This window comes from Dyadobacter diqingensis (assembly GCF_024220585.1).
GTDB lineage: Bacteria > Bacteroidota > Bacteroidia > Cytophagales > Spirosomataceae > Dyadobacter > Dyadobacter diqingensis.
Genome location: NZ_JAMXKF010000002.1, coordinates 639844 through 653107 on the forward strand (window position 1 = coordinate 639844; position 13264 = coordinate 653107).

13 protein-coding genes are annotated in these 13264 nt (G+C 42.2%); 4 read left to right on the forward strand and 9 right to left on the reverse strand.

Annotated features, from left to right (window positions below; all coding sequences use genetic code 11):
• Nucleotides 1-136: 136 nt before the first annotated feature.
• Complete coding sequence (xth, locus tag M1L62_RS08185) at nucleotides 137-913, reverse strand: exodeoxyribonuclease III (RefSeq protein WP_254412546.1); 777 nt, start codon at nucleotides 911-913, stop codon at nucleotides 137-139.
• Between the two features lie 326 nt (nucleotides 914-1239).
• Nucleotides 1240-1455 carry a hypothetical protein gene (locus M1L62_RS08190; protein ID WP_254412547.1) on the reverse strand — a complete coding sequence of 72 codons (216 nt, stop codon included), beginning with the start codon at nucleotides 1453-1455 and terminating at the stop codon, nucleotides 1240-1242.
• Nucleotides 1456-1708: 253 nt separating this feature from the next.
• Between M1L62_RS08190 and M1L62_RS08195 the strand changes: the two genes are divergently transcribed.
• From M1L62_RS08195 to M1L62_RS08205, 3 genes are all read left to right on the forward strand, one after another.
• Nucleotides 1709-2398, forward strand: a complete 690-nt coding sequence (locus tag M1L62_RS08195; protein WP_254412548.1) for a DUF4386 domain-containing protein — start codon at nucleotides 1709-1711, stop codon at nucleotides 2396-2398.
• A 39-nt stretch (nucleotides 2399-2437) separates the two neighbouring features.
• A complete protein-coding gene (locus M1L62_RS08200) occupies nucleotides 2438-2914 on the forward strand; it encodes a DUF6326 family protein (protein WP_254412549.1) in 477 nt (158 codons plus the stop codon).
• Nucleotides 2915-3098: 184 nt separating this feature from the next.
• Nucleotides 3099-3383: a hypothetical protein gene (locus M1L62_RS08205; protein ID WP_254412550.1), complete on the forward strand. Its 285-nt coding sequence runs from the start codon at nucleotides 3099-3101 to the stop codon at nucleotides 3381-3383.
• A 100-nt stretch (nucleotides 3384-3483) separates the two neighbouring features.
• Here the strand turns inward: M1L62_RS08205 and gdhA are convergent, their stop codons facing one another.
• The 4 genes from gdhA to M1L62_RS08225 form a co-directional block, all read right to left on the reverse strand.
• Nucleotides 3484-4821, reverse strand: coding sequence for an NADP-specific glutamate dehydrogenase (gene gdhA / locus M1L62_RS08210; RefSeq protein WP_310589963.1), 1338 nt, complete (start codon nucleotides 4819-4821; stop codon nucleotides 3484-3486).
• Between the two features lie 307 nt (nucleotides 4822-5128).
• Complete coding sequence (locus M1L62_RS08215) at nucleotides 5129-5485, reverse strand: TerB family tellurite resistance protein (RefSeq protein ID WP_254412551.1); 357 nt, start codon at nucleotides 5483-5485, stop codon at nucleotides 5129-5131.
• A 65-nt stretch (nucleotides 5486-5550) separates the two neighbouring features.
• The gene (locus M1L62_RS08220) at nucleotides 5551-6528 is read right to left on the reverse strand and encodes a hypothetical protein (RefSeq protein WP_254412552.1); all 978 of its coding nucleotides are present in this window, start codon (nucleotides 6526-6528) and stop codon (nucleotides 5551-5553) included.
• A gap of 422 nt (nucleotides 6529-6950) precedes the next feature.
• Nucleotides 6951-8639 (reverse strand): T9SS type A sorting domain-containing protein, encoded by a 1689-nt coding sequence (locus M1L62_RS08225; protein WP_254412553.1) that lies wholly within the window; start codon nucleotides 8637-8639, stop codon nucleotides 6951-6953.
• Nucleotides 8640-9072: 433 nt separating this feature from the next.
• On the opposite strand from M1L62_RS08225, the gene M1L62_RS08230 reads away from it, so the two are divergent.
• On the forward strand, nucleotides 9073-10248 hold the full coding sequence (locus tag M1L62_RS08230) for a hypothetical protein (protein ID WP_254412554.1): 1176 nt from the start codon (nucleotides 9073-9075) through the stop codon (nucleotides 10246-10248).
• Nucleotides 10249-10286: 38 nt separating this feature from the next.
• Here M1L62_RS08230 and M1L62_RS08235 read toward each other — a convergent pair whose 3' ends face one another.
• The 3 genes from M1L62_RS08235 to M1L62_RS08245 all read right to left on the reverse strand — a co-directional run bounded on the left by M1L62_RS08235 (nucleotide 10287) and on the right by M1L62_RS08245 (nucleotide 13243).
• The gene (locus tag M1L62_RS08235) at nucleotides 10287-10577 is read right to left on the reverse strand and encodes a hypothetical protein (RefSeq protein ID WP_254412555.1); all 291 of its coding nucleotides are present in this window, start codon (nucleotides 10575-10577) and stop codon (nucleotides 10287-10289) included.
• 179 nt (nucleotides 10578-10756) lie between these two features.
• Nucleotides 10757-11701 (reverse strand): proline dehydrogenase family protein, encoded by a 945-nt coding sequence (locus M1L62_RS08240; protein WP_254412556.1) that lies wholly within the window; start codon nucleotides 11699-11701, stop codon nucleotides 10757-10759.
• A gap of 219 nt (nucleotides 11702-11920) precedes the next feature.
• Nucleotides 11921-13243: an OmpA family protein gene (locus tag M1L62_RS08245; RefSeq protein ID WP_254412557.1), complete on the reverse strand. Its 1323-nt coding sequence runs from the start codon at nucleotides 13241-13243 to the stop codon at nucleotides 11921-11923.
• Nucleotides 13244-13264: the final 21 nt, after the last annotated feature.

A 13264-nucleotide genomic window follows, 5' to 3' on the forward strand; every position in this document is an offset into this window, starting at 1 on the left:
CAAAGTACCTATGTGCTAAATCCCGGAACTGTCAGGTACCGGGTTTTAGCATTTCACTTCAATAAGTCACTTTAAAAAGGGCTGGCATTTCAAGACCTTTTAGTAAAAATGGCAAGTGAAGAAATCAGTCATAAATTTACCTATCGGCCAGTTCAATCCAGACAGGTGCATGATCGCTCGTTTTTTCCCATCCCCTCACCTGCCGGTCGACGCCTGCATCTTTGAGCCTGCCGGACAAATCGGGGCTTAAAAGCAAATGATCAATACGAAGGCCGGCGTTGCGGTCATACGCTTTCCGAAAATAATCCCAATACGTATAAATCCGTTCGTCCGGATACAGGTGCCTGATTGAATCGATCCACCCCTGATCGGTAAGTTGCTTGAAAGCAGCTCTTGATTCGGGACGAAAGAGCGCATCAGTTTTCCAATTTTCAGGTTTATAAACATCCAGTTCTGTGGGAATAACATTATAGTCTCCGGCCAGCACAGCAGGAATTTTTTCTTTCAGAAGCGCCTCTGCATGTTTTATAAATTTTTCAAACCAGTCGAGCTTGTAATCAAATTTCGGTCCGGGATTGGGATTTCCATTGGGCAGATACAAACACCCAACGCGTATATCATGAACCAAAGCCTCGATGTACCGGCTGTTTTCATCCTCCTCGTTGCCGGAAACTGACTCATGAACCAACCGTATATCAGCACTCCGTGAAAGAATTGCCACACCATTCCAGCTCTTCTGTCCTTTCCAGAGTGCGTGGTAGCCGGCATCTTTTATTGCCTGCTCAGGAAAGTTTTCCTGCGGTGCTTTCAGTTCCTGAAGACACACAATATCAGGACCGGTTTCCGAAAGCCATTTCAGTAAAACCGGCAGTCGCCCATTGATTCCGTTGACGTTATATGTAGCTATTTTCATACGAATTTCATGATTACATTTTGCTAACCTCCCGAAGTTAACAGTTTCAAACACAAAAAATATCGCTTACGTAAATTGCAGACACGTTTTCATCCTCCGGAATTAAGCATCAGGGATTACCCTTGCGCAACATGCCAAAGATATTCCCTGATAACGTCTCCATTCGGCAGACTTTCCTCCTTGCTTTCCCAGAAATCTGATGTAACCATAACGGTTATACGCTCATACATCTGTGAAATCAGGAATTAATCTTAACCACCGGTTGAAAATTCCGGATTGTCCATTCCTGCCTGTTGACAGCAATGGTAAGGATTTTGTTTTTCCATCTACATTTTAAGAATTTCCCTGACCTCCTGCGCCGAATAGTAGGGAGCAAGCTCCGACTCATCAATGATTTCATCAAGCTGGTCGTTGTTTGGCGCGACTCCGGCCCAGTTGTAATTTTTGATTTCGATCAGGCCTGTGTCCGCCATCTCATTAAGTACTGTCATAACTTTTTCCGTATCATTATCGGACAAAATATTAATCTGAAAGGTTTTCATGATAAAAGGATTTTATAATTTCATAAATATCTAAAAACAAGTGCTTTTCGACAATATTTAATACAATTATTTCTTTAAGTATTAACATAAAAATAATTACAATCATTACCTGTCTCTGAACAGCGAACCAAAATTCCGGAGTCAATAGCCGGAAACAGCTGACATTCATCCTCAAAAACAGCCAGTTATACAATTTGTACTATGCAATAGTATGTATTGTCATAATTTAGAAAAATCAAGAAACAATCAACGGATGAATTCAAATAAAAAGACCGCAAGGATCGCTGGCTTACTATACCTGGTCGTTGTCGTAACCGGTATTTTTAATCTTGCCTATGTTCCCGGAAAACTCATTGTGTGGGACGATGCAACCGCAACCTTCAATAATATCACCAACTCCGAAACGCTGTTCCGGCTAGGCATGCTCAGCGCGATAATCTGTTACATTTTTTTCCTGTTTTTACCTCTGACGTTATACAAATTATTAAACACGGTAAGCAAAAATCACGCATTGGCTATGGTGATCCTGGCGGTTGTGAGCGTCCCCATTTCGCTTGTAAACCTGCTCCATAAATATGAAATTCTGAATCTGATAAGCAAAGCTGACTATCTCAAAATATTTGGAACAGAACAGTTACAAGCCCAGGTTTTGCTTCATCTCCAGGCTTACAACAACGGTAATCAGATCGCTTCCATATTCTGGGGATTATGGCTCTTTCCTTTTGGTTATCTCGTTTTCAAATCCGGATTTCTGCCCAAAATTTTAGGTGTTTTATTAATAGCTGGCTGCTTTGGCTACCTGATCAAATTTGTGGGGCATTTTCTTTTACTGGGTTACGACGAGATGCCCATTTCCGGTTTTATCACTTTGCCGGCAAGCATAGGCGAAATAGGCACTTGTCTTTGGCTGCTGATTATGGGTACGAAGGATAACCGATCCTAACATTGTTTAAACTTGATTCACAATTTCAGCGCTAAGACTATGGTTTCAGATATTACAAAAACGAATGGGCCTGAAGATTTTCAGGTCAACATCAAGATCAAACTATCGGCATTGTGGGTGGCCGTGATGTTCTGTTATGTGTACGGCGATTATTTCATTTTGTTTGTCCCTGGCCACATCAAAAATCTGATGGACGGCAACTCGGGTGTTGGCACCACAACACCTTTATCGCTGCTGGGATTTGCAGTATTGATGACGCTGCCTATCGTTATGATTTTCCTTTCCCTTATGCTAAAAGCAAAGGCAAACCGATGGTCGAACATATCCGTTGGCATTTTCTTCACCCTTGTTATGACGCTGATCGTGGTCACCTCGAAAGGCAAATGGATGCTCTTTTACATTTATTTAGGTTTGGTCGAAATTATCCTGACCAGCACGATCGTCTGGCTGGCGTGGAAATGGCCTAAGCAAGTCCTTCACAGTCAATCATCAAACCTGGAAGTTCGCAACATGTAAATTCATTAGAAGCAGTGGACAACAGGAGTTTTCAGCATGGGACTTTTCAAGCCTTACATTCCTGACAATGTATGGTTATCTTTACAGGATTTCTAAAAAATACAAGTATGGCAACAATCATAAAAAGCCTGAACCTGATTACACGGGACGCTTGTATTATTCTTAAAGTTAAACAAACTGGACCATGTCTCAACCTCAACTTACCGGACTGCAAAAACGAGCTGAGAAATATATCAACAAAGTGATACCATATCAAAAAGCACCGGGCGAGACGATCCGTGGCAATTTTATAGGTTTCGATAAAGACTCGGTTGATCGGGCGGTGATACAAATTTCAAATGCCGCAGACCGGATTACCATACCGCTGATGTACGTCGTAAATTATTTCGAAGAAAAGGACGAAGCGAGAAACGAAGCAATTAAAAATTTGACCCAGGAAAAAAGGCCGGGCTACAACCCCAATAAGTAGTTTTCTGGTCTTCAAATCATTTCAGACAAACCCGGGAACGTCACTATCGCGCCTCGAATTTGTCTGAAAATGATCTTCAATTAAATATGCCAATGGATGATTATACCAGCCCCTGCGCCAGCATGGCATCGGCAACGCGTACAAACCCTCCGATGTTGGCTCCCTGAACATAACTCAGACGTCCATCTGGACGGTGACCATATTGGGTACAGGTTGCGTGAATACTGTGCATGATATCCTGTAACCTGTTATCAACTTTCTCACGACTCCACGAAAGTCTTAACGAATTCTGAGACATTTCCAGACCCGAAACCGCTACGCCACCCGCGTTGGCTGCTTTACCCGGTGCATAAAGGATATCATTATTTTCAAATATTTCGATAGCCTCAGGCGTGCATGGCATGTTGGCACCTTCCGCTACGCACATACATCCGTTTTGAATTAAAAGACGGGCATCTGCTGCTGTCAGCTCATTTTGTGTGGCGTTGGGTAAAGCGATATCACATGGCACTTCCCATGGCGTTTTTCCTTCTACAAACGTACAGCCAAATTTATCCGCATAGGATTTGATGCGGCCGCGTGTTTCGTTTTTGAGGTGCATGATGTATGCAAACTTTTCAGCGTCAATCCCTTTTTCGTCATAAATATATCCCGACGAATCAGAAAGCGTAACGACTTTCGCACCCAGCTGAATACATTTCTCCAACGTATACTGAGCCACATTTCCTGAACCTGAAATGACAACGGTTTTGTTTTTGATGCTGTCTTTGCGCAGGTTAAGCATTTGCTCTACAAAATACACCACACCATAACCAGTCGCCTCAGGACGGATCAGACTGCCGCCATAACTTGGTCCTTTGCCAGTCAGCACACCGGTAAATTCATTTTTAAGCCTCTTGTATTGTCCGAACAGAAAACCGATTTCTCTTGCTCCCACACCGATATCTCCGGCCGGAATATCGTTATCTGAACTGATATGGCGAAACAGTTCAGTCATAAAACTCTGACAAAAAAACATGACCTCTCTGTCTGATTTCCCTTTTGGATCAAAATCAGCTCCACCCTTTCCACCGCCCATCGGAAGCTGCGTAAGGCTATTTTTGAAGGTTTGTTCAAAGGCTAGAAATTTCAGCGTTCCCAGATTAACCGAAGGATGAAATCTCAACCCGCCTTTGTAAGGCCCGATGGCGCTGTTCATCTGAACCCGATAACCCCGGTTTACTTCAACCTCTCCGCGGTCATTCATCCAGGGAACACGGAATATGATCACGCGTTCCGGCTCAACGATTCTTTCAAATATTTTAGCTTTCTGATAGATCGGCTTATCTTCAATAAATGGAATGATGGTATCGGCTACTTCAAGAACTGCCTGATGAAATTCGGTTTCTCCCGGGTTGCGACTAATGACCCGGGACATAAAAGATTGTACTGAATTCACTATTTTAACGATTAGTAATTGGAAAAAAATTCTAAAATGGAGTGGATATAGTCGCTTTTGACTAGAAAATTGCAAAAAACATGATCAATGTTATAAACCAGATTATCAGGATAATAATCGCGGATCTTGATAAGATCACAGCGTTGATCAATCTCTTCATAATATTTAAAAATTTTCCGGAATCGGGACAGTTGGGGCTATCCGGCACAGTCCGCTGTTTAAGGTTTATAACAAGATCGAGGCAAATTTGCTGATGGTTTCAGGCCGGAAGTCAGTGCTTCCGGCCACACTTAAAATGATTGAAGGCTTATATCGCATTCTGTTGGATTTCATACCAGAATTGCTGGATAAAAATCCGCTCCTGGCGGGAAGGTCCTTCATGCGCCCGGGCAGTCCGGCTCAGGATGTTGACAAACCGTTGCCTCGTTTTCTCACACAGATGAATCCGTTTTGCTTTCAAAGGAAGACCATCCGAACCCTTTTGGCTATCTCCCAGTATGGCCATGTTCTCCTGGATAAACCGCGCGCATAAAATCAGATCACTATGCAGGTTGGCCAGAAAGTTATTCTTGCGACTGTTAACTCCCGGTTGTCCCAGGATCGCATCAAGCCGGGCCAGTTCATCAGCAATTCTCCCCTCGCCTTTAAATACGTGTGAATGCATGGTGTCAGATTTTAGGTGGTTTTTATTCTCTTGTTGATGTATCGAAATGTATTTAAAAAACTAACTCAGGCAAGGGAACGAGCTGCCAGCTGATGGAATACCCGCTCGTCCAACCGGTAACGATCATTGAGCGTCAAACTGCTGCGGGCGTTGAACAGTGCATAATTGACGGCGTTATACATGAGCCAGTATGACGGCTCCGAACCCAGCAAACGCTCCTCCAGTCGCAGGCGGTCCTGTGCCTGTTTGGCTAACTGCACAGGAATTGGCAAAGCACGAAGCAAGCCATCATCGGCTTTTGTTACCGCTTTTTGATGGAAACTTTCGTAAACATTTGCGGTGAGTGTAGGCTTGGCACGTAAATGCCCCGACAATAACTCATGCAGCTGCTGACGGAATAACTCCGGTGTCAACCTGCTGTGATGAATTTTTCGCACCGAAGAAGCGGGTTGAACACTTTTTTGCGCCTTTGCAGAACTTTTGAGCGACTGCTTCTTATCCTTTCCTTTGGAGAGTTCCTTTAACCAATGGCGATAAACAGATAGTTCAGCAAAAGGATCTGCCCAACCCATTAATCCATTCTGGCACAAAGCCCTGTAAAAACTGCTTCCCGGCTGTGCGGTTTCGTCAAGCATGGAAGTCAGCGTTTGTCCCTGAATACTAAACGGCGTCTTGCCATTGTAGCTATTGGTCAGAATCAGACTACGATGAAGCTGTTCACCTCCCACCGAAAGTTCCTCCGGAAAAATGATGGTAATACTGAACTCACCCGTAGTAGTATATTTTATCTGAAGGGTATAACTTGGAAACAACTCATCCACAACCTCTCTGATGACCGCGTTGGGAATGATCGCATAATCGGCGCTCTGTATCCCAAAAATAGTTTTTCTTCCTCCATCTGGTTTCCCGACGATAATCTGCTGACGATCAGTTGCCATGATGTCATAATCCGGAAGTATATCCGCCAGCCAGACAGGCTCCACCGGGTAACATATGTCATCCCATGTGTTGGTAAAATATGGCTGTGCGCTGATGTATGTCATGATTTAATTTTTTACAGTTGTAAATTTACAATTGGAATAAATGATAACAAAATTTAGTGCGTAAAATCGTGAGAACGGCACGAGTTAAGCAAAATCAGAACACAACAAAGTCTTAATTTTTATAAAACAAAAGCTAATCTTAATAAAGATTCGACGTCCCAAGGTTTGCCAAATTCTATCTTTGTAATAAGATTACTTTTCTCTAAATCAAGTGCGTCAAGATCGTGATCTTACAGCACTGAATCGCCGATTACGGGATTTCAAAAAAACATCATTGCTTCTCAGACCATCTAAATAGGATTTGAGAGAACGAGCATTTAAAAAACAGCTGGGAGGGTTTAGTAAATTTTAACTAATAATTCCCCAACTCAATCATTTGAGCCAGGGAATTATCAAATACCGATATCGTCCTGAATAAAATTTTATCTTGCTATCATCACTTTTTTTACTTGCTGTCCATCTTCTTTCAGCACCTGAACAAGAAAACTACCGACTGTATTTCCGTCAATTTGCACTTTCTCCTTATGCGCTCCTTTCCCTAAAATTCCCCTTTCCTGTAAAATCCTGCCATTCATATCAATAACTTTCAAACTGGCCTTTTTGCCCGCTTCCAGATAGAAGCTAGCAAAAAAATTACCGTTATTTGGGTTAGGAGATATGTTTAGCTCATGTTTAGAACCAGACTCCTGAGATGTTAAAACATCTATCCCAAAACGGGCACCTGAACCATTGCTGACACATATTTTATCCTGACGGCAACTTCCTCCACCGATACCCTGAATACGAATTGTGTTACTGCCCGCATTCAAATTAACTGATATAGTTTGCTCAGTCCAAACGATATTCCAGGAAGATGTAGCAGGTAAATTGACGGTTTGCCCGGAGCCTCCGTTGACCTGAACATTAACGATTGGAGCGGAGGATGCATAATATCGTAATTTAACGCTGTAAGTACCTGCAGCAGGTACGCCTGTTATCGCATAATCGACGTACTGACCATTGTTATTTTCGTCGCCTCTTGTCTGACCATTCGAGGCATTCGGATCGCTGGTGATGCTACCATTGCCGTTCGAAGATTCGGATTCCAGACACTGGCTGAAATTACTTGATGCAGGTTGCATGTTTACAGCAACACTACCGCTTTTCACGTCCAAAGGACAACCGTCTTTCCAAGCTTCAACCTTAAATATGGTCGGAGAGGTAGAAGTTGGAAAACCTGACTGATAAGCAGTAGTATTTCCAGCGCTTGTCAACCCATCGCTGGGGTACCAACGATAAGTTAAACCTACGCATCCTCCGCCAACACAATTTGCAGTTAAAGTAAAGTAAGTCCCGTAAGCTGGGTTATAATCGGTAGAAGTAAGGCTTGCGATATTATAATCACAAAAATCAGCAGGACAAGTACGCGGTTCGAGCACCCACTTATTAGACCCATGAAGGTTCATATCAGACTGAGTGACCAAATAGATATCACTTATATTAGAGTTCGAACTACCATTTCCCCAATCCAAAGTACTACCAAATGAAAACTGTGCCCAGCCGGTAGGCGGATTCATTGGCAGCACAGGTGTTCTAATTCCATAGATTCCGGGAGAAAGGAGAATTGTCTGCCAAAGAGGAGCATCTGCCTCCGCGTTGGTGGAAGTTGCTGGTGGGAAAGTATTTTTGAGTTCCACCGCATCCCCTGCGGCCATAGACGGAGAATAATTATAGTTAATATATCCCCTATTAGTTCCTCCTTGAGCAACCAATTTAGTACTCGAATGACCACCGTCCAGTCTGAATACTTGATCCAAACTCCCGTTGTTAGGTTGCACTTTTAGCTTTCCATTTACATTCGTAAGAAACTTATTATTATTAGCCACTTTAAAAGCATAACAACCATTTGGTACTGTTTCAACCTGTGCAAATACCTGGCAAAAAGGAATAACAAATAGTAATAAAAAAACTATCAAAAAATGTAGTGGACGTTTAGACAAACCCATTAGACTAAAATTTTTTGACTCAAATGACAATCTGGACAGGTCTTTTTTTTTGACCTTGAAATGAGGAGGTATTAATTTAATCATTGCTGTTTTAATTAAGTTAATGAAACAAATAGTTACAAACAATATCAATTTTATTAACAAATGGTTACAAGTCGTAAATCTACTCCTTTACTATAATATATTTTGATGATTTTTCTCAGTTAAGTACGTGAGAATATTCAAGCCATATTTTCTGACCAAACACTGAAAGATGTATTAGCGGTTATCTGATCTAATAGCGATACCCCTATCGATTTAATATATTAATAAAATTAAACCTGTATCTGTAAACGTTATCTGCATTTTGCGTCGTAAAGTAAATCGCAAGTTTAATACATGGAGCTCTGGATTTACAATTTCAACTTATTGTTTACACCAAGAACCTTTGTAATGGTTTCTAAGGGTAATCTTGAGTAGGTAAAATAAATTTCACAATCCTAGCCATACCAAACTAATGACATAGTTTTAAATTTCCGTACATTGCCGGCGTACATTGTTCACAACGCAGCTTTAAAAAATGAAATGTCTTTATCGATTAGCCCAGTCATTGTGCATTACGTTTTTTCTTTCGCACAGTATATGCGCGCAGGAAACAGAAGGTTATAAGACAAACAGTGAGATAAAGAAAACGCTTGCTGATAGCGCGTCGATGAGTTTTCATTTCGCCGCATGGAGCTATTCTTTTATCGGAGAATATCAAAAAGCATTATCAGCTTTTGACCGCGCGCTGGAATCGGAATCGGCGGAAGATTGTGATAACAATGTTGTGTTGAGCAATTATGAAAGCATTTCTGCAAAGGATTATATCGTCGATCAGAGTAAAAATGAACAGATTATTATTGTTAACGAGGCGCATCACCAGCCTTTACACAGGGTTTTCACAGAATCGCTGCTCGAAGGATTGTACCAAAATGGCTTTCGCTATCTGGGTCTTGAAGCACTGGCCGAAGATTCTTTGATAAATATTCGTAAGTGGCCGATGCAAAATGACGGCTACTACTCCAAAGAACCCCAATTTGGAAATATGATCCGAAAAGCGCTCAAAATCGGTTTCTTTGTCTTCGGTTATGAAGCGGATGGGAACGGAAAAATCCGGGAAATCGGACAAGCAAAAAATATTCAAAAAGTATTAAACCAAGATCCTGGTGCAAAGATTTTGCTGCATTGCGGGTTTAACCATGTAGTGGAAGGAGACTATCCGGCCTGGGGCAAAGCAATGGCCGGTCAGCTGAAAGAACTTTCAGGCATTAACCCGCTTACCATTGACCAGGTGGAGCTCAGTGAGCATAATTCACCAAATTTCGAATCTCCCTGTTACAAACCTGAACAGATAGATTTTTCAGCAGTTTTAATCGATAAAAAACATAAACCAGTAAATCCCGGTGCGGATTCCGCCCAGACTGATTTGCAAATAATACATCCACGGACAAAATTTATCTCCGGCAGACCCGATTGGCTCCAAAGAAACAACGCATGGAAAGTTTTTGATTTAACCACCATAAAGTTTGATGTAAAATTCCCCTGCCTCGTTGGGGCATATTATGAAAACGAGGACGAAAACGCTGTCCCTGTTGATCAGATTGAAATAAATAACCAGTCAGAAAAAGCACTTATTCTTCCTGCCGGAAACTTCGTGCTACGAATATCGGATCAGGAAGGAATTACGAAAACTCAGAAGATAATAGTAGAGTAAAATTCGGGAATTTTACCACATGCAATCAATGCATTCTTTTACCCGGTCATATTCCCTTCATCTTTATTCTTCAAATCAATATAATCCTTTGCGCTGAATTTTTGCCGCTTTAAATAATCATACAATAGTTTTAACATAAGCATTACACCCGCAATAAAAGCTCCGATAAACTTGGGGCCATACGCTCCGGGCAAATAGGCAAATGCCAGGCTGAACAATATAGTCGGCAGGTAGCCCCATATCGTTATCCTTCCTGCGTCGAGGTATATCGAAAGATAAAAACACAACAAAGTAAGAAATACAAAAATGATACAGGTTAAAATCATCATTGTGAAAATTAGTGCGTATTGATGAAGAATGTCCCTTAAAAATAAGCTTTGTCAGACAAATTTCCATCTTTTTCGCCGGAAAATTTGGGGATCATGCAAGTGTCGCAACACCATCTCCGAAATTCCGGATATGGTGCCGACGACACGAACATTACTTTTAATTTGACAATTCTAATAACCTATTCCGCCCCGACAATATCAGCCAGCGCCTGAAACAAATTCATGGGATATTCGGCAATTCTGTTGCATAAATACAAATACCACTCCCTTCCGTAAACGAAGTACATTTTCGTAACATAACCCTCGTCTTTTAGGGCTGTCAGCTGCTGCGTTTGAATCCCGTAAAGACTTTCAAACTCGTAAAAAGATTTTTCCGGCTTATATTGATCGATCAGTTTTTTGACTTCCTGCTGAATCTGATGATGATGTGTTGCTATCGAACACTTATGCTGCGCCGATAAGAGCCTGTCAACATAACCCAGGTAAGTATCGTTTAACAACTCGCCTCTCGGAATTGAAAGTCCTTCTGCGGTTTCAAAAGCACCTTTCACAATTCTGATTCTTCCCGGTTCTTTGATCAGTTCCTGAAAATCATCCTGCGTCCGGTGCAAATAAGCTTGCAGCGTAATCGCAAGATTGTCGTGGCTTTTTGAAGCATTTTTATACGTTTCGATCACATGATCGGTTTGATCCGTTCCTTCGGCACTGATGATAACCTCAATATTCCCCGTGGCAGCGGCAACGCATATTTTGTTCAGATTATTGGCACCCAAGTCACGGGAAATACCCAGTCCGATATGAGATAGATCCAGCGAAACAGTCGAGAAAAGGTTTTTATCAATAATTGCCTGACAAATGTTAACGAACTCCGCCGTGGCTTCATTGGCTTCCTCTTCCGACTTTACGTTCTCCCCCATAAACTCGATCGAACATTTGAAACCGTTTTTGTTTTCCTGAGCCACCTTTTCGGTTGTTTCCGCCAGGGTTTCTCCACCGATATACCGGTCAGCTGCTTTTCGTACGGTTTTGAACAAAACCTCGTTACCCAATAAAAAATCCTTTGCCTCCTGATTGAGGGCCGCTTTTCGCAACGCCTGGGCGCCTGCATTCAGTAATTTATCCATGTGATGGCTAACAAAAATTTACAAGATATATGACCAGCTATTAAAAGTGGCTCGTAAATTAATGCTTCCAGGATTGCCGCCAACCTGCTTTTTCAGCCAGTCAGTAACTATTGACTTAAAAATTACTGACCGGAAATTTCAAAATTCAAATACTCTAACTTAAACCCGAAAAAAGAACAAACTCCTGAAATCTCCCGCGCATATCGCATTAAGCTTAACTCATTTCCGAAAAACCTGCACCTCCACCCGCCTGTTTTTTATCTTGTTTTCTTCGCTGTCATTGACTGCAACCGGAGAGTCCGGGCCTTTCCAGTTAAAATCGATTTGCTGTGGCTCAATCCCTTTTTGTCTGAGATAATTCGCCACAACGCGGGCACGGTATTCAGATAAACTTACATTTAAAGCATGTTTTCCGACATTATCCGTGTGACCGGTTACCCGCACCCTACTGTCAGGCATTTTGGTTAGGAAGCCGGAAATTGAGTCGAGCGTCAATTTTGTTTTTGTTCTTAACGCATAACTGCTCTGGTCAAAATAGAGCGTGACGTTATCAGGCGACCTGCCCGAAGTGTGATTACCGGCCGAAACAACTGTATTATCAGATTTTGGCAATGGGATATCGACATGGATCGCTCTGAAATTCAAACCCGGCATTACGTTGAAATTTTCTTCCAAAAGCACGGTTTTGCTGCCGGCAAGAACAGCTTTGATAGTATGTTTACCCGGTTTTACATTTTTCAGCATAATGTCCGTCCATGGTTTTCCTTTGACAAACGGCAGCCATGTCCCGGATGAATCGTTTTGCGTAATGAAATATTCCACATTCAGACTGTCAGGAGAATTTAAGGTAAGCGCAAGTATTGGTGAAACGATTTTTAACAACTTGACCTGGTAAAGATAATCTCCTGTCCTGCCAGGGTCAATTTTCAGGCCTCCGTGATAACTTTCAAATCCATCTGCGGTCACTTTCAAATCCACATCATCCAGTTCACCGACAAACGATACCATTGGCGCGCTGGCAGAATCAGTATTCAAACAATAGGTTTGCCCGCTTTTGACAAATGTCAGGCAAATTTTGGCAGTCAGTAGTTTGTTCATATAAGCATCCCGCACCTCGAAATGTGTCTGGACGGCTCCGTCGCCATTGGCGGCAACATCTGTTTTTTTGATTCCCGGTTTATAGGGACTGCCAATGAGCTGCGAGTCCAGCGCAATCATCGTCATCCCGATTTTAAATCTTTCGTTCTTTTGGTTTTTATCAGGTACAAACATGGCTGTTGAAACCGGTCGATATCCCCTGGCTTCAAAAGTAAGATGGCTTGCAGCAACAGGAATAGGCAAATCAAATATGCCGTTTTCGTTGCTTGATCCGACGTTTAGTTTTTTCCCATCCACCAGCGCGGTTACATTTACTTTCAGATCTACACCGGTCGCAACGTCCCAGCAGCTTCCATAGATACTGATGGTATCACTGGCAAATGACGCCGGGGCCGTCGTTTGAGGCATACTGCATAGAGTCCAGAGTAATAGGAATGAAAACATAGGCACTTGTTTAAAATGATT

Excerpts from the sequence above, each read along its gene's own strand:
- M1L62_RS08230 (WP_254412554.1), top strand. The coding sequence starts at position 9,073 with ATGAAATGTCTTTATCGATTAGCCCAGTCATTGTGCATTACGTTTTTT.
- M1L62_RS08190 (WP_254412547.1), bottom strand. The coding sequence starts at position 1,455 with ATGAAAACCTTTCAGATTAATATTTTGTCCGATAATGATACGGAAAAA.
- M1L62_RS08220 (WP_254412552.1), bottom strand. The coding sequence starts at position 6,528 with ATGACATACATCAGCGCACAGCCATATTTTACCAACACATGGGATGAC.
- M1L62_RS08200 (WP_254412549.1), top strand. The coding sequence starts at position 2,438 with ATGGTTTCAGATATTACAAAAACGAATGGGCCTGAAGATTTTCAGGTC.
- xth (WP_254412546.1), bottom strand. The coding sequence starts at position 913 with ATGAAAATAGCTACATATAACGTCAACGGAATCAATGGGCGACTGCCG.
- M1L62_RS08245 (WP_254412557.1), bottom strand. The coding sequence starts at position 13,243 with ATGTTTTCATTCCTATTACTCTGGACTCTATGCAGTATGCCTCAAACG.
- M1L62_RS08215 (WP_254412551.1), bottom strand. The coding sequence starts at position 5,485 with ATGCATTCACACGTATTTAAAGGCGAGGGGAGAATTGCTGATGAACTG.
- M1L62_RS08195 (WP_254412548.1), top strand. The coding sequence starts at position 1,709 with ATGAATTCAAATAAAAAGACCGCAAGGATCGCTGGCTTACTATACCTG.
- M1L62_RS08205 (WP_254412550.1), top strand. The coding sequence starts at position 3,099 with ATGTCTCAACCTCAACTTACCGGACTGCAAAAACGAGCTGAGAAATAT.
- M1L62_RS08235 (WP_254412555.1), bottom strand. The coding sequence starts at position 10,577 with ATGATGATTTTAACCTGTATCATTTTTGTATTTCTTACTTTGTTGTGT.
- M1L62_RS08240 (WP_254412556.1), bottom strand. The coding sequence starts at position 11,701 with ATGGATAAATTACTGAATGCAGGCGCCCAGGCGTTGCGAAAAGCGGCC.